Annotated in this window: 17 protein-coding genes; 10 read left to right on the forward strand and 7 right to left on the reverse strand. The window is 66.8% G+C overall.

What is annotated here, in order from left to right; translation table 11 throughout:
* The first annotated feature begins 51 nt into the window (after positions 1 to 51).
* The 5 genes from PDM28_RS15820 (at position 52) to PDM28_RS15840 (ending at position 4,288) form a co-directional block, all read left to right on the forward strand.
* On the forward strand, positions 52 to 996 hold the full coding sequence (locus PDM28_RS15820; RefSeq protein WP_311182783.1) for a DegV family protein: 945 nt from the start codon (positions 52 to 54) through the stop codon (positions 994 to 996).
* A gap of 106 nt (positions 997 to 1,102) precedes the next feature.
* Positions 1,103 to 1,438 (forward strand): hypothetical protein, encoded by a 336-nt coding sequence (locus PDM28_RS15825; protein WP_311182784.1) that lies wholly within the window; start codon positions 1,103 to 1,105, stop codon positions 1,436 to 1,438.
* A 98-nt stretch (positions 1,439 to 1,536) separates the two neighbouring features.
* Positions 1,537 to 2,502, forward strand: coding sequence for a L,D-transpeptidase family protein (locus PDM28_RS15830; protein ID WP_311182785.1), 966 nt, complete (start codon positions 1,537 to 1,539; stop codon positions 2,500 to 2,502).
* Positions 2,503 to 2,508: 6 nt separating this feature from the next.
* Complete coding sequence (locus tag PDM28_RS15835; protein WP_311182786.1) at positions 2,509 to 3,297, forward strand: M23 family metallopeptidase; 789 nt, start codon at positions 2,509 to 2,511, stop codon at positions 3,295 to 3,297.
* Between the two features lie 130 nt (positions 3,298 to 3,427).
* The gene (locus PDM28_RS15840) at positions 3,428 to 4,288 is read left to right on the forward strand and encodes a PA4780 family RIO1-like protein kinase (protein WP_311182787.1); all 861 of its coding nucleotides are present in this window, start codon (positions 3,428 to 3,430) and stop codon (positions 4,286 to 4,288) included.
* Here PDM28_RS15840 and fghA read toward each other — a convergent pair whose 3' ends face one another.
* The 3 genes from fghA to PDM28_RS15855 are packed head-to-tail and all read right to left on the reverse strand — an operon-like array spanning position 4,289 to position 6,553.
* Positions 4,289 to 5,119: an S-formylglutathione hydrolase gene (gene fghA, locus PDM28_RS15845; protein WP_311182788.1), complete on the reverse strand. Its 831-nt coding sequence runs from the start codon at positions 5,117 to 5,119 to the stop codon at positions 4,289 to 4,291.
* Between the two features lie 17 nt (positions 5,120 to 5,136).
* Positions 5,137 to 6,246 carry an S-(hydroxymethyl)glutathione dehydrogenase/class III alcohol dehydrogenase gene (locus tag PDM28_RS15850; RefSeq protein WP_311182789.1) on the reverse strand — a complete coding sequence of 370 codons (1,110 nt, stop codon included), beginning with the start codon at positions 6,244 to 6,246 and terminating at the stop codon, positions 5,137 to 5,139.
* Positions 6,247 to 6,277: 31 nt separating this feature from the next.
* Positions 6,278 to 6,553, reverse strand: coding sequence for a metal/formaldehyde-sensitive transcriptional repressor (locus PDM28_RS15855; protein WP_102945080.1), 276 nt, complete (start codon positions 6,551 to 6,553; stop codon positions 6,278 to 6,280).
* A gap of 121 nt (positions 6,554 to 6,674) precedes the next feature.
* Here PDM28_RS15855 and PDM28_RS15860 point away from each other — a divergent pair, with 121 nt between their 5' ends.
* The 3 genes from PDM28_RS15860 (at position 6,675) to PDM28_RS15870 (ending at position 10,833) form a co-directional block, all read left to right on the forward strand.
* Entirely contained in the window at positions 6,675 to 6,971 is a 297-nt protein-coding gene (locus tag PDM28_RS15860; protein ID WP_253256678.1) for a hypothetical protein, read from the forward strand.
* Positions 6,972 to 6,976: 5 nt separating this feature from the next.
* Positions 6,977 to 7,927, forward strand: a complete 951-nt coding sequence (locus PDM28_RS15865) for a cation diffusion facilitator family transporter (RefSeq protein ID WP_311182790.1) — start codon at positions 6,977 to 6,979, stop codon at positions 7,925 to 7,927.
* 104 nt (positions 7,928 to 8,031) lie between these two features.
* Complete coding sequence (locus PDM28_RS15870) at positions 8,032 to 10,833, forward strand: PAS domain-containing protein (RefSeq protein ID WP_311182791.1); 2,802 nt, start codon at positions 8,032 to 8,034, stop codon at positions 10,831 to 10,833.
* A gap of 43 nt (positions 10,834 to 10,876) precedes the next feature.
* On the opposite strand, the gene PDM28_RS15875 is transcribed toward PDM28_RS15870, so the two are convergent.
* The 3 genes from PDM28_RS15875 to PDM28_RS15885 form a co-directional block, all read right to left on the reverse strand.
* Complete coding sequence (locus tag PDM28_RS15875; protein WP_311182792.1) at positions 10,877 to 11,824, reverse strand: AraC family transcriptional regulator; 948 nt, start codon at positions 11,822 to 11,824, stop codon at positions 10,877 to 10,879.
* A 154-nt stretch (positions 11,825 to 11,978) separates the two neighbouring features.
* Positions 11,979 to 12,983 carry a glycoside hydrolase family 43 protein gene (locus PDM28_RS15880; RefSeq protein ID WP_311182793.1) on the reverse strand — a complete coding sequence of 335 codons (1,005 nt, stop codon included), beginning with the start codon at positions 12,981 to 12,983 and terminating at the stop codon, positions 11,979 to 11,981.
* A 74-nt stretch (positions 12,984 to 13,057) separates the two neighbouring features.
* Complete coding sequence (locus PDM28_RS15885; RefSeq protein ID WP_311182794.1) at positions 13,058 to 13,897, reverse strand: hypothetical protein; 840 nt, start codon at positions 13,895 to 13,897, stop codon at positions 13,058 to 13,060.
* A 153-nt stretch (positions 13,898 to 14,050) separates the two neighbouring features.
* Here PDM28_RS15885 and PDM28_RS15890 point away from each other — a divergent pair, with 153 nt between their 5' ends.
* Positions 14,051 to 14,458: a VOC family protein gene (locus tag PDM28_RS15890; protein ID WP_311182795.1), complete on the forward strand. Its 408-nt coding sequence runs from the start codon at positions 14,051 to 14,053 to the stop codon at positions 14,456 to 14,458.
* Here PDM28_RS15890 and PDM28_RS15895 read toward each other — a convergent pair.
* The gene (locus PDM28_RS15895; RefSeq protein ID WP_311182796.1) at positions 14,434 to 15,342 is read right to left on the reverse strand and encodes a LysR family transcriptional regulator; all 909 of its coding nucleotides are present in this window, start codon (positions 15,340 to 15,342) and stop codon (positions 14,434 to 14,436) included. The genes PDM28_RS15890 and PDM28_RS15895 overlap by 25 nt on opposite strands.
* A 104-nt stretch (positions 15,343 to 15,446) precedes the next feature.
* On the opposite strand from PDM28_RS15895, the gene PDM28_RS15900 reads away from it, so the two are divergent.
* Positions 15,447 to 16,499, forward strand: coding sequence for an NAD(P)-dependent alcohol dehydrogenase (locus tag PDM28_RS15900; RefSeq protein ID WP_102945073.1), 1,053 nt, complete (start codon positions 15,447 to 15,449; stop codon positions 16,497 to 16,499).
* The last annotated feature ends 33 nt before the right edge of the window (positions 16,500 to 16,532 follow it).

Consider the following 16,532-nt stretch of genomic DNA (forward strand, 5'->3'; position numbering starts at 1 on the left):
GATAGCTTTCACATTTTCGAACGGACACCCTGCCTGGAGGGGGCAAACAGGATGCGCATCGGAATCGTGGTCGACTCTGCCTGTGATCTACCGCAGGACTTCATCCAGCAACACAACATCGTGGTGCTGCCCATTACCGTCCGGATTGGCGAGGCCGTGCTGGCCGACCACCGCGACGAGCAGGCGACCTTGAGTTTCCTGCATGCCCACGTTGCCGAGAACGGCGCCGAGGCCGAAACCATTCCCTTCAGCGTCGCGCAGATCCGCGACCTGTTCCTGGGCAAGCTGGTGATCGATTACGACCATGTGTTCTGCATGACGATCACCAAGACCCGCAGCCCGATCTACGACAACGCGATGCAGGCCAGCTTCGCGATCCTCAACGACTACAAGCCGGTGCGCCAGGCGGCCGGCTACAACTCGCCGTTCGCGCTGCGCGTGCTGGACACCCAGAACCTGTTCGCCGCCCAGGGCATCACCGCGGTGGAAGCGGTGCGCCTGCGCGACAGCGGTGCCGGCGTGCAGCAGATCCGCGAGCGGCTGGAGCAGCTGTCGCAGAACGTGCACGGCTACATGGTCACCCGCGACCTGTACTACCTGCGCGCGCGTGCCCGCCACAAGGGCGACCGCAGCGTGGGCCTGATCAGCGCCGCGCTCGGCAGCGCGCTGGACATCAAGCCGGTGCTGCATGGCTTCCGTGGCGAAACCGGGCCGGTGGCCAAGATCAAGGGCTTCGACAACGCCGTGCAGAAGCTGTTCGAGTTCGTCGGCCAGCGGGTCCGCGCCGGGCTTCTCTCGCCGACCGTCTGCGTGAGCTATGGCGGTGAACTGGCCGACCTGCAGACCCTGACGGGCTACGCCGGCCTGCGCGAGACCTGCAAGGCGCACGGGGTGGAGCTGTACGAGACGGTGATGAGCCTGACCGGCATGGTCAACGTGGGCAAGGGCGCGGTGACGGTCGGGTTTGCCGACGAGCCGCATACCTTTACTGCCTGAGAAGGGCGGCCGGACCTTCCCTGCGAAGGTCCGCCACGCCGGCCGTTTCTGCACGCCGGATGCACCCGGCTTCTGCGACTCTTTCCCGCATTCAACGGAGGCCACCATGTCGCAGTACTACATCAGCCTGCCGGACCCGACCAAGGCCCGCGGCAACGATCCCGATCTTTCCTTCCATTCCCAGAGCGCCGGCGGCTTCGCCGAAGAGCTTCAGGATGCGTTGAGCAGCACCGCGTTGTTCGAGCGCTGGCGCGCCAAGCAGCCGGACCCGGATGCGGTGGAAGCGCAGTGGGGGGCAACCGACCCGGGGGCCACCGTAACCGGTGAGCAGAAGGACCTGCGCGTCAATCTGGTGGTCACCACCAACATCGACAGCGACGTGCTCAAGCAGCGCCTCCGCCTGCTCGCCGGCCATCATTGGGAACTGCGCGACGTTCGTTGAGGCGTCACCGCCTGACGGTCAGCTTGCCGTCAGGCATTTCACGGGACCTGCGCAGCGCGCTCCGGCATGGTGGGGACGAACCCATTCCGGATTATCCGATGCTGCTGCGACTGCCTGCTTCTGTTTCCCTGCTTGCCCTGGCCCTCGCTGCCGCTTCGCCGGTGATGGCGCAGGCCCCAGCCACGCTTCCCGCCCCCATTGCAGAAGACGCCCCGCTTGCCACCGGTGTCCGCTCGGACCTGCACGCGCAGGTCCTGCTGGATCGCGCGCAGTTCTCGCCCGGGCAGATCGATGGCGTGCTGGGCTCGAACCAGAAGCGCGCGGTGGCGGGATTCCAGGCCGCGAAGGGGCTGAAGGTCAGCGGTGAGCTGGACGATGCCACCTGGCAGGCGTTGCAGCCGGACACTGCGGGGCCGCTGGCGACCTACACGCTGACTGCGGAAGACGTGGCCGGGCCGTTCCTGCCGGTGCCGAAGAAGCCTGCCGACCAGGCGAAGATGACAGCGCTGGGCTATGCCTCGGTCGCCGAGTCGCTGGGCGAGCGGTTCCATGCCGATCCCAAGCTGCTGCAGACCCTCAACCCGGGCGTGGACCTGGGCAAGGCCGGCAGCCAGATCCAGGTGCCGAACATCGCCCCGACTGCGTTGCCCAAGGCGGCCAAGCTGGTGATCGACAAGTCTGATTCGACCCTGCGCCTGTACGACGCGCAGGGCAAGGTGTACGCGCAGGTGCCGGTGTCTTCGGGGAGCCAGCACGATCCCCTGCCGATCGGCGAGTGGAAGATCCTGGGCATCTCGCGCGATCCGCCGTTCCACTACAACCCGAAGCTGTTCTGGGATGCGAAGAAGGGCGATAAAAAGGCGACGATTCCGCCGGGTCCGAACAATCCCGTGGGTCCGGTGTGGATTGATATTTCCAAACCGCATTACGGCCTGCACGGTACGCCGGAGCCGGGCCACGTGGGCAAGACTGAATCGCACGGCTGCGTGCGCATGACCAACTGGGATGCCCTTCGGGTCGCCGACGCGGTGGACGCGTCGGTGCCCGTCATCATGCAGGAGTAAACGACGATGCTGACTCGACTGCTGGCGCTGGGCGTGGTGATCGGGGTGGCCGGGTGGTGGTTGCTGGCTTCGGACACCGGTACGTCGTCCGAGGTTGCAGGCGGCCGGGCAGAGCCCGGCGCTACCTCGGGGGTGCCCGTGGCGTCGGAACCCACCCCGCCGGTAGAGCCGGGCTCTGCCCGGCTTGCCGTAGCCCCGGACCCCCACCCGGTAGAGCCGGGCCCTGCCCGGCTGGCGGTGACCCCTGATGCGCCGAAAAGCAGCCAGGCAGGGCCTGGCTCTACCGGGGCCGGGACCACACCCGCGCCCGGGACCGCCGATGTGGCCGCAGCCCCCGCCAACGCCGTAGCGCCGTCGGCGCTGCTGCTTCCCGTGCAGGGCATCACCGCCGCGCAGCTGCAGGACACGTTCACCGATGCGCGCAGCGAAGGCCGGGTGCATGACGCCATCGATATCCTCGCTGCCGAGGGCACCCCGGTGCTGGCGGTGGCCGACGGCACGGTGGAAAAACTGTTCGACAGCGAGCGCGGCGGCCTGACCGTCTACCAGTTCGAGCCCAGCGGCAAGTACTGCTACTACTACGCCCATCTGCAGCGCTACGCCGACGGGTTGGCCGAGAAGAAAACGATCAAGCGCGGCGAGGTGATCGGCTACGTCGGCCACACCGGCAACGCCAGCCCCGACGCCCCGCACCTGCACTTCGAGATCCACCGCCTGGGTCCGGAAAAGCAGTGGTGGAAGGGCGAATCGCTCAACCCCTACCCGGTCCTGCGCGGCACCCAGGCCCTGCCCTGAACCCGCGCCCATGGGCCCTGGCTGAACCGGCCGGGCCCCGGCGATTGGCCCGGCCGCCGCGAAGGTGCGAGAATCGCCGCCCCTTTCCTTGCTGGCCGGCGTCCTGGCGCCGCCCCCTGACCGAGACTACGTGAAGACCCCCGAAAGCCTGCAGGCGCTGATCGAAGACGGCGTCATCGACGAGGTGCTGCGGCCGCTGAAGAGCGGCAAGGAAGCAGCCGTGTACGTGGTGCGCAGCGGCGACGATGTGCGCTGCGCGAAGGTCTACAAGGACATGGCGCAGCGCAGCTTCCAGCAGCGCACGCAGTACCAGGAAGGCCGCAAGGTGCGGGGCAGCCGCGAGGCGCGCGCCGTGGGCAAGGCCAGCAAGTACGGCCGCAAGCAGCAGGAAACGGCCTGGAAGAACACCGAAGTGGACGCGCTGTACCAGCTGCGCGATGCCGGGGTGCGCGTGCCGGTGCCGTACGGCTATTTCCACGGCGTACTGGTGATGGAACTGGTGACCGATGCCGAAGGGTTCTCCGCCGCGCGCTTGGGCGAAGTGGAGCTGGAGCCGGACCAGGCCCGTGAGTTCCACCAGATCCTGGTGCGGCAGGTGGTGCTGATGCTGTGCTGCGGCCTGATCCACGGCGACCTGTCGCCGTACAACGTGCTGGTGGGCCCGGACGGCCCGGTGGTGATCGATTTCCCGCAGGTGGTCAGCGCCGGTGGCAACAACGCCGCGCGCAGCATGCTGCTGCGCGATGTGAACAACCTGACCGCCTACCTGGGGCGTTCGGCGCCGGAGCTGCTGGACACCTGGTATGGCGAGGAAATGTGGGCGCTGTTCGAGGCCGGCGACCTGCGGCCGGACAGCGAACTGACCGGCACGTTCGTGCATGACGAATCGACCATCGACCTCGATAGTGTGCGCCATGCGATCAATGACGCGCGGGAAGAAGCGTTGATTCGCCAGCAGGGTCGTGAAGCCGCGGAAGAAATGGACGATTGATCAGCCGTACAACGCCTTGGCGTGATACGCGATGTGCTCACCAATGAAGCTGCTGATGAAGTAATAACTGTGGTCATACCCAGGCTGCAGTCGCAGCTGCAGCGGATGCCCCGCTGCCGTACACGCCGCCTGAAGCCACTGCGGCTGCAGCTGGCTGTCCAGGAACTCATCCCCACCGCCCTGGTCGACCAGCAGCGGCAACTTCTCCGCCGCCGCGGCCACCAGCTCACTCGCATCCCACTGCGCCCAGCCGGCGCGATCTTCGCCCAGGTACGCCGAGAACGCCTTCTGCCCCCACGGCACCCGGGTCGGGGCCACGATCGGGGAGAACGCCGAGACGCTGCGGTAGCGCCCCGGGTTGCGCAGCGCGATCAGCAGCGCGCCATGCCCGCCCATCGAGTGCCCGCTGATGCTGCGTGCATCGGTCGCCGGCAGGTGCGCTTCGATCAGCCCCGGCAGCTCATCCACGATGTAGTCATACATGCGGTAATGCGCCGCCCATGGCTGCTCGGTGGCATTGAGGTAGAACCCCGCCCCCTTGCCCAGGTCGTAGCCTTCCGCGTCGGCCACATCGTCACCGCGCGGGCTGGTATCCGGCGCGACCAGGATCACCCCGTGCTCGGCGGCATAGCGCTGCGCACCGGCCTTGGTGATGAAGTTCTGCTCGGTGCAGGTCAGCCCGCTCAGCCAGTACAGCACCGGCAGTTTCTGCGTGGTGGCCTGCGGCGGCAGGTATACCGCCACCTTCATCTCGCAGCCCAGCACCGCCGAGCGGTGCTGGTACACGTCCTGCCAGCCGCCGAAGGCGGCGCGGTGTTCAATGCGTTCCATGGAAGGCTCCGCCGGGATCAGTAGTGGACGACCGAACGGATCGACTTGCCTTCATGCATCACGTCGAAGGCGTCGTTGATCTGTTCCAGTTCCATGGTGTGGGTGACGAACGGTGCCAGCTCGATGTCGCCCTTCATCGCGTCTTCGACCATGCCCGGCAGCTGGCTGCGCCCCTTGACGCCACCGAACGCGGTGCCTTTCCACGACCGCCCGGTGACCAGCTGGAACGGCCGGGTGGAGATCTCCTGGCCCGAACCGGCCACGCCGATGATCACCGACTGGCCCCAGCCGCGGTGCGCGCATTCCAGCGCCGCACGCATCACGTTGACGTTGCCGATGCACTCGAAGGTGTGGTCCACGCCCCAGGTGGTCTGCTCGACGATGACCTGCTGGATCGGCTTGTCGAAGTCCTTCGGGTTGATGCAGTCGGTGGCGCCGAACTGTTTGGCCAGCTCGAACTTGGACGGGTTGGTGTCGATCGCGAAGATGCGGCCGGCCTTGGCCTGGCGCGCGCCCTGGATCACCGCCAGGCCGATGCCGCCGAGCCCGAACACGGCCACCGAATCGCCTTCCTGCACCTTGGCGGTGTTGTGCACCGCGCCGATGCCGGTGGTCACGCCGCAGCCCAGCAGGCACACGTGTTCCGGGTTGGCCTCCGGGTTGATCTTGGCCAGCGAGACTTCGGCGACCACGGTGTATTCGCTGAAGGTGGAGCAGCCCATGTAGTGGTAGATCGGCTGGCCGTTGTAGCTGAAGCGGGTGGTGCCATCGGGCATCACGCCCTTGCCCTGGGTGGCGCGCACCGCCACGCACAGGTTGGTCTTGCCCGAGGTACAGAACAGGCACTCGCCGCACTCGGCGGTGTACAGCGGAATCACGTGGTCGCCCGGCTTGACGCTGGTCACGCCCTCGCCCACTTCCACCACGATGCCGGCACCCTCATGGCCGAGCACGGCCGGGAACAGGCCTTCCGGATCGTCGCCGGACAGGGTGAAGGCGTCGGTATGGCAGACGCCGGTGTGGGTGATGCGCACCAGCACTTCGCCCTTCTGCGGCGGGGCAACGTCGATCTCGACGATCTTCAGCGGTTCGCCAGCGGCGAAGGCAACAGCGGCACGGGATTTCATCGGGAATACTCCAATACAGGGAACAGGATGCTTATTTCAGGTAGGAACGGATCAGCGCGCTCATGTCGCGCACGCGCTCGGCGCGCTGGTCGTCGGACTGGGCCGGCTGGCCGAATTCCTCGCGCAGGTGGGCTTCCATCACTTCGGACATCAGCCCGTTGACGGCCCCGCGGATCGCAGCGATCTGCTGCAGCACCGGGCCGCACGCGGCGCCGGCCTCCAGCGCGCGGTCGAGCGCGTCGCACTGGCCGCGGATGCGGCGCACGCGGGCCAGGACCTTCTTCTTTTCTTCCGGGGAATGCGGCACGGCAGCGCGACCAGAGAACTATACTGGGGGATAGTATACACGGCCGGCTCGCCGGTGCTGCACGAGGCCGTCACGGCGGACCGTGGATGCTCGTTCCACCCCACCACCTCGCGGACCGACGATGCCCGACGCCCCTACCTTCGTTGTCCGCGCCTTCGAGGCGAACTACACCGCCGCCGGCGCCGTCGAACGCATCCTGGCCCTCACCGTGGGCTGCGGCCAATGCGGCACCACTTCGTCCTGTGGCGGCAGCCAGCTGATCCATCTGCCGGGGGGCGCCCTGTTCCGCTGTGAGAGCTGCGGCTCGCACCAGGCGATCAGCCACGCGCGGCTGGACGCCAGTGCCCTGCCCGCTGCGCCGCGCGCCGAGCTCGCCCGGATGCACAGTCGTACCCCGGTGGTAACGCTCCGCTCCTGAGTCACATGGCCAAGCCATCCGGTTCGCGCCTGGTTGTATACGCCGCCCTTGTCGGCAACCTGTGCATCGCCATCGCCAAGTTCATTGCGGCCGGCATCTCCGGCAGCTCGGCGATGCTCAGCGAAGGCGTCCATTCGCTGGTAGACACGCTCAATGAAGTGCTGCTCCTGTACGGGCTGCACCGGGCCGACAAGAAACCGGACACCGTGCACCCGTTTGGTTACGGGCGCGAACTGTACTTCTGGAGCTTCATCGTCGCGCTGCTGGTGTTCGCGGCCGGCGCTGGCGTATCTGCGTATGAGGGCGTGCTGCATATCCGCAACCCCGAGCCGGCCACCAACCACGCACTGAGCTACACGGTGCTGGGCATCGCCTTCGTGTTCGAGGGCGTTTCATGGTGGGTGGCATTGCGCGAATTCCGCGCCACCAAGGGCACCATGGGCTACTTCGAGGCGTTCCGGCGCAGCAAGGATCCCGCCACCTTCACCGTGTTGCTGGAAGACAGCGCCGCCCTGCTCGGCCTGGCCTTCGCCGCAGCCGGCCTGGCCGCGGCACAATGGTTCGACATGCCCGAGTTGGATGGCGTGGCCTCGCTGTGCATTGCCGGCGTGCTGGCGGTCACCGCGTTCCTGTTGGCGCGCGAGACCAAGGGGCTGCTGGTCGGCGAACCCGCCCACCCCAGTGTCGCCCGGCGCATCCTGGCGGTGGCCAATACGGACCCCGACCTGCGCAACGCCAACGGCGTGACCACCATGCAGATGGGACCGGAGCAGGTGGTGGCCATGCTCAGCGCGGAGTTCGAGGACGACCGCACCACCCCGCAGATCGAGGCCTGCATTACCCGGATCGAGCAGGCGGTGAAGGCGGAGTACCCGGAGCTGGTGGCGCTGTTCGTGAAGCCGCAGACACCCGAAGTGTTCCGTGCCCGGCGTGCAGCACTGGGCGATCCGGGATGAAGCATTCAGCTGCCTGGCCGCGTCCCGTCAAGGCGTGTTCATGGCCGTCAGGCACCTTCGGATAATCTAGCGGGTCCTGCCCGCCCTTCGCCCGCGAGACCGCCTTGAACCTGACGGACCCACCCGACAAGCACAGCCGGCGCGACACCGAGCGCGTGAAAATGGCGATGGCGGCAGGCGCCATCGTAGGTACCTGGTTCTGGGACGTGGCCAACGACCGGGTCACGGTGGACGATGGTCTTGTGCAGGCCTTCGGCCTGGAAGCGGGCGCCACCCAGCACGAACTGCCGCTGCAGCAGATCCTGCGTTCGGTGCACCCGGAAGACCATGACGGGCTGGTGGAAGCGATCAACGACGCCATGGCACGCGGCGGGCGCTATTCGCACCAGTACCGCGCCCGCAATACCGAAGGTCAGTACCGCTGGCTGGAAGCGATCGGCCGCGTCGACCTGGCACCGGACGGGCGACCACTCGGGTTCCAGGGCGTGTTGATCGACATCGACGAGCGTCGCCAGATCGAGACCGAACGCGACCAGGCCCAGACACTGCTGCGCTCATTCGTCGAAGCCGCACCGGGCGTGGTGTATGCCAAGGACCGCCAGGGCCGTCTCCTGATCGGCAACCATGGCACGACTGAGCTGATCGGTGTGCCGCCGGAAAAATATGTCGGGCGCACCGACGCCGAACTGCTGAATGATCCGGTGCAGGCTGCTGCGGTGATGGCCGCCGACGAACGCATCATGTCCAGCGGCCGGTCCGAGCAGCTGGAGGAGACGGTGAGCTTCCCCGATGGCAGGCATGCGCACTGGCTGTCGACCAAGGCCCCATTGCGCGATGCCGACGGGAACGTGGTGGGCCTGATCGGCACCTCGCTGGACATCACCGAACGCAAGGCCGCGGAAGCCCGCCACCACGAAATCGAGGAACGCTACCGGCTGGCAGCGCGCGCCACCAACGACGCGATCTGGGACTGGCGCATGGCCGATGGCCAGGTGGTCTGGAACGAAGCGTTGGGGGCGCTGTTCGGCCACGTCCTGATGGAAACCGATGCGCAATGGTGGCTGGACCACATCCACCCGGATGACCGTGCCCGGATCGATGCCGATATCCACCAGGTGATCGACGGCGATGGCAGCGCCTGGTACGGCGAGTACCGTTTCCGCCGTGCCGACGGCAGCTACGCCTCCGTGCTGGACCGTGGCACGGTGCTGCGGGGCCCACGCGGCGAGCCGCTGCGCATGATCGGTGCGATGCTCGACCTGACCGCACGCAGGACCGCCGAGGCTGCACTGGCCGAAAGCGAAGAGCGCCTGCGCTTCGCCACCGATGCGGGCGACATGGGGTTCTGGGACGTGGACCTGGTACACAACGTGCTGATCTGGCCACCGCGCACCAAGGCCATGTTCGGTATCTCGGCCGGGGTCGAAGTTGCGATGGAAGATTTCTACAACGGGCTGCATCCGCTGGACCGGGAGGCCACCAGCGCTGCGTTCGCTGCCGCTGCCGACCCTGTGCTGCGTGCGGTGTACGACGTCGAGTACCGCACCATCGGCAAGGAAGACGGCGTGGTGCGGTGGGTTGCAGCCACCGGGCGGGGCCATTTCGAAGATGACCGCTGCGTGCGCGTGGTCGGGGTCGCGATCGAGGTCACGGCCCGCAAGCAGGCTGAAGCCCGCCTGCAGGAATTGAACGAGCACCTGGAAAGTCGCGTAGCCGAAGAGGTGGCCGAACGCACCCGGGTGGAAGAGGCATTGCGCCAGAGCCAGAAGATGGAGGCGGTGGGCCAGCTGACCGGCGGCATCGCGCACGACTTCAACAACATGCTGGCAGCCGTGATCGGTCCGCTCGACCTGCTCGCGATGCGCCTGGGAGAGACCGACCCGCTGGTTACCCGCTACATCGACATGGCCATCGATGGCGCCAACCGTGCCGCCCAGCTGACCCAACGACTGCTCGCGTTCTCCCGGCAGCAGCCGCTTCAGCCGGTGCCGGTGGATGCCAACCGGCTCGTCGCGGGCATGTCCGACCTGTTCGTGCATTCGCTTGGCAGCAACATCCGACTGGAAACCTCCCTGGCCTCCGACCTGTGGCTGACGTTCGCCGATGCCAACCAGCTGGAAAGCGTGATTCTCAACCTGGTGGTCAACGCCCGCGATGCGATGCCCTCCGGTGGCCATCTGGCAGTGCAGACGTCCAACTGCCCGGTTGACGTCGCCAGTACCGACCTCCACCCGGGCATCCCGCGCGGCGATTACATCCTCGTCACCGTGGCGGATGATGGCGTCGGCATGTCGCAGGACGTCATCGCCAAGGCGTTCGATCCCTTCTTCACCACCAAACAGGTCGGCCAGGGTACGGGACTGGGACTGTCGCAGGTGTACGGCTTCGTAAAGCAGTCCGCTGGACACGTGAAGCTTTGCTCGACCATTGGCGAAGGCACAACCGTAAAACTGTACCTGCCGCGTCTGGTTGCCGATGCGGCCGTGGTGGATGCCCCGGTGGCGGTCGAGTCGGCACTGCCCGATGAAGGGCGCGAGCTTGTGCTGGTGGTGGAGGACGAACCGGCCGTGCGCCAGTTCTCGGTGGATGCCCTCACCGCGTTGGGCTACGACGTGCTGTCGGCCGAAGGCGCGGCACCCGCCCTGGCGCTGCTGGACGGCCACCCCGACATCGCGCTGCTGTTCACCGACGTGGTGATGCCCGAGGTCAACGGCCGCGAGCTGGCCGATGAGGCGCTGCGTCGTCGACCCGATCTGAAAGTGCTGTTCACCACCGGCTACAGCCGCAATGCGCTGGAACGCGACGGGGTGATCGAACCGGGGGTGCAGGTGATCGGCAAGCCCTTCAGCGTGGAGACGCTGGCGACGCGGGTGCGGGCGGTGTTGGGGGTGGTGGAGGGTGGTTGAGGAACGGTGATGGGGGTGCGTGGTTGCCACGCAGGGCGTGGCACTACCGGGCGAGGGCTGCGGCCAGCTCTACGGACGGCAACAGGCCGAAGGTGCGGTGGTACATGCCGGCGAATCGGCCTTGGTCCCAGACGCCGAACTGGCTGCAGATGCTGGTGACGGTGTCGCCGGGCCGGGCTTCGCGCAGCGCCTTGCGGATCACATGCAGGCGCTCGAGCATGTAGTACTGCTGCGGACCCATGCCGAAGGCTTCGTCGAAGGCGCGGTTCAACGAGCGCTGCGAGGTGCCGGCACTGAGCACCAGGTCGCCGATCACCGCGTCGCCGCGGATGGCCTTGTGGATGTGGTCGAGGCTGCGCCGGATGATCTCGTTGCGCGGCACCGGCGGACGCCCGCGCGAACGCCGTACCGCCTCGGGATTGTCCAGCACCATGCAGCGCAGCAACGCGTGGATGACCTGTCCGCTGAAGGCCTTGCGTACGCTGGGCGCCTGGAACAGCGTTGGATCTTCCAGGTCGATCATCAGCGCACGCGTCACCAGCTTGACGATCTCGGCAACTTCCAAGCGCCCGATGCTGACGACGTGCGTACGCGCGACATGCTCATCGAACAACCCGGCCACCTCGCGTGCGCGCTGCACCACGGCGGCTGCGTCCATGCTCAGCCCCATGAAGCGCGATATCTTCCGCGTGTGCCCGTGGATCTCGGCACGCGGCGGAAACCAGACAAACATATCGTCGGAGGTGTCCTGGCCCTGCATGGCCGTATCGCTGCCGGGCAGCGCCATGTAGGCAAGGTAGCGGTCAACATGATTGAGACCGTGGTACACGCCGGTCCCACCGTCGCGGCCCAGCGAGGCGGTAACCTCGCCCGCGTCCAGCATATGCAGGATCCACTCGCCCTGGTTGGGCGACAGCGCGCGCAGGATCCCGTCCACCCCGGCGAAGGCGTCCGAATAGGCCTCGAAATCCTTGAACCTCAGCAGCGGCATGGGCGTCGCCGTGATCGGGAGGAAGGTCCTGCATGCGCCGGTTGCCAGGCCGCGGCGATCCCCCCGAGAAGGACGCTGCCTGTTGGAGCGGGCAAGCCCCGGGGCCGACTGTGCCACAACCCGCCCCCGGGGGATATTGGCCTTGGGTCACATATCAGGGCATCGGATCGGCCGGAACGCCTTCATGGGTGATCCTGACCGGGAGGACATGTCCCTGCGCGTCGAAGGACATGCGCTCGATGGCGGTGACCCGGTGGTCGCGCGCCTTGTCGCCCAACGGACGGCGGTGGTAGACGATGTACCAGTTGTCGCTGCCCGGGGCATGGATCACCGAATGGTGGCCGGCGCTGGTGGCGATGGCCGGGTCCTGCTGCAGGATGCGTCCGATGCGCTTGAATGGCCCGGTCGGCGCGTCGGCGATCGCGTATGCGACCGAGTAGTCCGGGCCGCCCCAGCCGCCTTCGGACCACATGAAGTAATAGCGGCCGTCGCGCTTGAACATCAGCGAGCCTTCCACATACTCCGGCGCGGGGGTGATCTCCTTGAACACGGTGCCGTCGGCGAACGGCAGCACGCCGGTGAAGTCATCTTTCAGCCGCACGATATTGGCGTGCTTCCAACCGCCATAGAGCATGTACCAGCTCCCATCGTCGTCCTTGAACACGAACTGGTCGATTGGCTGCGCGCCGTTGTGGAACGCGCCGACCAGCGGCTTGCCTAGCAGGTCTCTGTATGGGCCTTCGGGCTTGTCGGCCACGGCAACGCCGATGCCGCCGAGCTCCTGGTCGTTCTTGATGTCATTGGCGGAGAAGAAGAAGTAGTACTTGCCGTCCTTCTCGACCACCGAAGGCGCCCACATCGCCTCACGCACCCACGAGACCGCTTCCATCTTCAGCACGTCGGGGTGCTTTTTCCAGGTCACCAGGTCCGACGAGGAAAACGCGTCGAACGAGGTCTGGTCGGCGTACTCGCGCGAACTGGTGGGGAATATCCAGTACTGGTTGTTGAACACCGCCGCTTCCGGGTCGGCGTACCAGCCCGGCAGGATCGGATTGCCCGACATGGCCGGCGCGGCGGCCGGTACCGCGGGGGCCGCTGCGGCCCCGAATGAAACGGCTGCCACCACTGCCGCGGCGATCAGCGTGCTGCGAAACGTCATGCCCTGCCCTCCCGAACTGGTCGATGAGGGTTGAGTTTAGATCGATTTAACTGCCGGTGGGGCGAACCGGCCGATCAGAAGCGATAGACGAAGCCCAGTCGCAACCCGGCGTCGGTGAAGTTCACGTTGCCGGTGAAGCTGGTCTTGTCGGCGTCCGCTTCGATCCGGGTGTAGGTGTAGTCCAGGCTGAAGCCGGCGCGTTCCCACGGGAACCACTCCACGCCCGCACGCCCGAAGTAGATGTCGCCGTCGATATCGTCGACGCTGATGGTGAAGTAGCCGACATCGGCGGACAGGCGCCAGTCGTCCAGCGGGGTCCAGCGCCAGCCACCGCCGATCATCGGCGCAGGTACATCGGCCGACACGTTGCTCTTCGCGGACGCGCCGCCCTGGTTGCCACCCACGTCCACGTCCAGGTCGATGCCCAGTTCCATGCGGTACCAGATCAGGCCGACGCGGGGGCCCAGTGCCCATTGGTCCCTGTTGGCCGCCCACCAGGTGTAGGACGCCTCGTACGCGTCGACGTCAACGTCGGTGCGGATCCGGCTCGACGCTTCGTACAGCGTCCCGTCGAACTCGATGTCGCGCTCGATGGTGCGCGTGGCGTCGGCGCTCTGGGTGTAATAGGACACGGCGAACTCGTGGTTCTCCCACGGGCGCCAGGTAAACCCGACGTTGGCGATGAGGTTGTCGTCGCCCAGGCCCAGGTCGCGGTGCAGGTCGATGTCGGTGCCGCGCCGGCCTTCACCATCAGCGCGGATCTCGGTATCGAACGAAGTGATGTAACCGCTGATGTGCGCGCTGAAAGTATCCAGCGGTTCCACCGCATGGGCGTTCGGTGCGAACGCGAGCACGCCGGTGACGGAGGCGCAGAGAGCGATGGCGGTGCTGCGGAACGGCAGGGAGAGCGACATGGTGGATCTCCGGGTAAGCCGGTCTCGGACCGCAACCTCGGGGTCCGCCCGGTGACGCCATGGTTACTCCGTTGTCGTCGATTTGAAAGATGAATTCGTGCGGAAGGCGGCAGTAAATCTACGTAGCCCCAAAGGGTGGGGTATCGTGCGCGCATGGACTTCCTGGTCAACATCGACGTCGACGATCTCGATGCCGCGCTGTCGTTCTACACGCGCGCCTTCGAGCTGCGTGCCGGAAGGCGCTTCGGCGCCGATGGCGTGGAACTGCTCGGCGGCCCTGCCCCGATCTACCTGCTGGTGAAGCCCGCCGGCAGCGCGGCCACGCCGCAGGTGCGCGACCGCCGCGATTACCGCCGGCACTGGACGCCGGTGCACCTGGACTGGGTGGTGCACGACCTGGATGCCGCGCTGGCGCGCGCGGTCGCCGTGGGTGCACGCGTGGAGAAGGCACCGGCCACCCACGCCTGGGGCCGCATCGCCCTGCTCGCCGATCCGTTCGGCCACGGCTTCTGCCTGCTGCAGTTCCTGGGGCGCGGCTACGACGAGATCTGCGACGCGTAGCCGTCGCGCAGCATGTCAACGAACGCGCGCAGCGCCGAGGACATCTGGCGCTGGCGCGGGTAGTACAGCACCCAGCCGGCGAACGGCTCGCTCCAGTCCTGCAGCACCGCCACCAGGCGACCGTCTTCCAGGCAGGGCCGCGCCGCATCCTCCAGCACGTACGCCAGGCCCAGTCCATCCAGGACCGCCTGCAGGATGGTGTGCTGATCGCCCAGCGTCAGTCGCCCCGGCACGTCGATATCCAGCGCCTGCCCCTCGCGCTCGAACTGCCATTTGTACAGATGCCCGCTGGCGAAGCGGAAGCGCACGCATTCGTGGTCGACCAGCTCGCGCGGATGCTGCGGAACGCCGCGGTCGCGCAGGTACGCTGGCGAAGCCACGATCAGGCCGCGCAGCGGCGGCCCCAACGGCACCGCCACCATGTCTTCGGGCACGAACTCATGCAGGCGCACGCCGGCGTCATAGCCTTCGGCCACGATGTCCACCAGACCATCGTCCTGCGCCACTTCCAGCCGCACGTCCGGGTGCGCGCGCAGGAAACTGGCCAGGCGCGGGCCGAGCTGCGTGTGCACGGCGGCGCGGGTGGCATTGATGCGCAGCAGCCCGGCCGGCGCCGCGCGGAAGTGGTTCATCTCCTCCAGCGCGTCGTGCACCTGGCCCAGCGCCGGCTGCAGCCGGTCGAGCAGGCGCTGGCCGGCCTCGGTCAGGGCCACGCTGCGGGTGGTGCGGTGGAACAGCCCTACGCCGAGGCGCTCTTCCAGCGCGCGGATCGCATAGCTCACCGCCGAGGTGGAAAGCGCCAGCTCGGCGCCGGCGCGGCGGAAACTGCGGTGGCGCGCCACGGCGGCAAAGGCAGCCAGGTGGGTGAGGTTGTCAGTGGCCACGATTGTGCAGTCTGCCTTGATGAATCATGCCGATATCCGGACTGTATACCCCTCCGATCGGGGCGTATTGTAAAGCGCCTTTCCATAAATCCCAGGATACCCCCATGTCCCTTGCCCATGGCTATGCGGTGCACGACCAGACCGCGCCGCTGGTGCCGTTCTCCTTCGAACGCCGCCCGGTGGGTGCCGGCGATGTCCGCATCCAGATCCTCTACAGCGGCATCTGCCATTCCGACCTGCACCAAGCCCGTGACGATTGGGGCGGTTCGAAGTTCCCGATGGTGCCGGGCCATGAAATCATCGGCCGCGTCACCGAAGTCGGTGCCGGCGTGACCGGGCTGAAGGTCGGCGACTTCGCCGGTGTCGGCTGCATGGTCGACTCCTGCCGCCACTGCGAAGCCTGCGACCAGGACCTGGAGCAGTACTGCCACAACGGTGCCACGTTCACCTACAACAGCACCGAGCGCGACAGCGGCCAGCCGACTTTCGGCGGCTATTCGGACCACATCGTGGTCGAGCAGCGCTTCGTGGTGAAGGTCTCTGAAAAGCTGGACCTCAAGGCCGCCGCACCGCTGCTGTGCGCCGGCATCACCACCTATTCGCCGCTGCGCCACTGGAAGGTCGGCCCCGGCCAGAAGGTCGGCGTGATCGGCCTGGGTGGCCTCGGCCACATGGGCGTGAAGTTCGCAAAGGCGATGGGCGCCACCGTGGTAATGATCACCACCACCCCGGAAAAGGGCGCGGATGCCAAGCGCCTGGGCGCTGACGAGGTGCTGGTCTCGCGCGACCCGGCGCAGATGAAGGCCCACGCCGGCAGCTTCGACTTCCTGCTCAACACCATTCCGGTCAGCCACGACACCAACCCGTACATGTCGCTGCTCAAGCGTGACGCCACCATGTGCCTGGTGGGCGTGCTGACCGAACTGGATCCGCCGCTGATGGGCGCCAGCGTGATGTTCGGCCGCAAGCACATCACCGGTTCGGCGATCGGCGGCATGGCCGAAACACAGGAAATGATGGACTTCTGCGCCGAGCACAACATCGTCAGCGACGTGGAAGTGATCGACATCAAAACCGTCAACGAAGCCTGGGAGCGCATGGCGAAGAACGACGTGCGCTATCGCTTCGTCATCGACATGGCGACGCTGGCCGCGTAAGAAGCGAGATAGAAAAAACCCCGGCAATGCCGG

Source organism: Stenotrophomonas aracearum, assembly GCF_031834615.1.
Lineage (GTDB): Bacteria > Pseudomonadota > Gammaproteobacteria > Xanthomonadales > Xanthomonadaceae > Stenotrophomonas > Stenotrophomonas aracearum.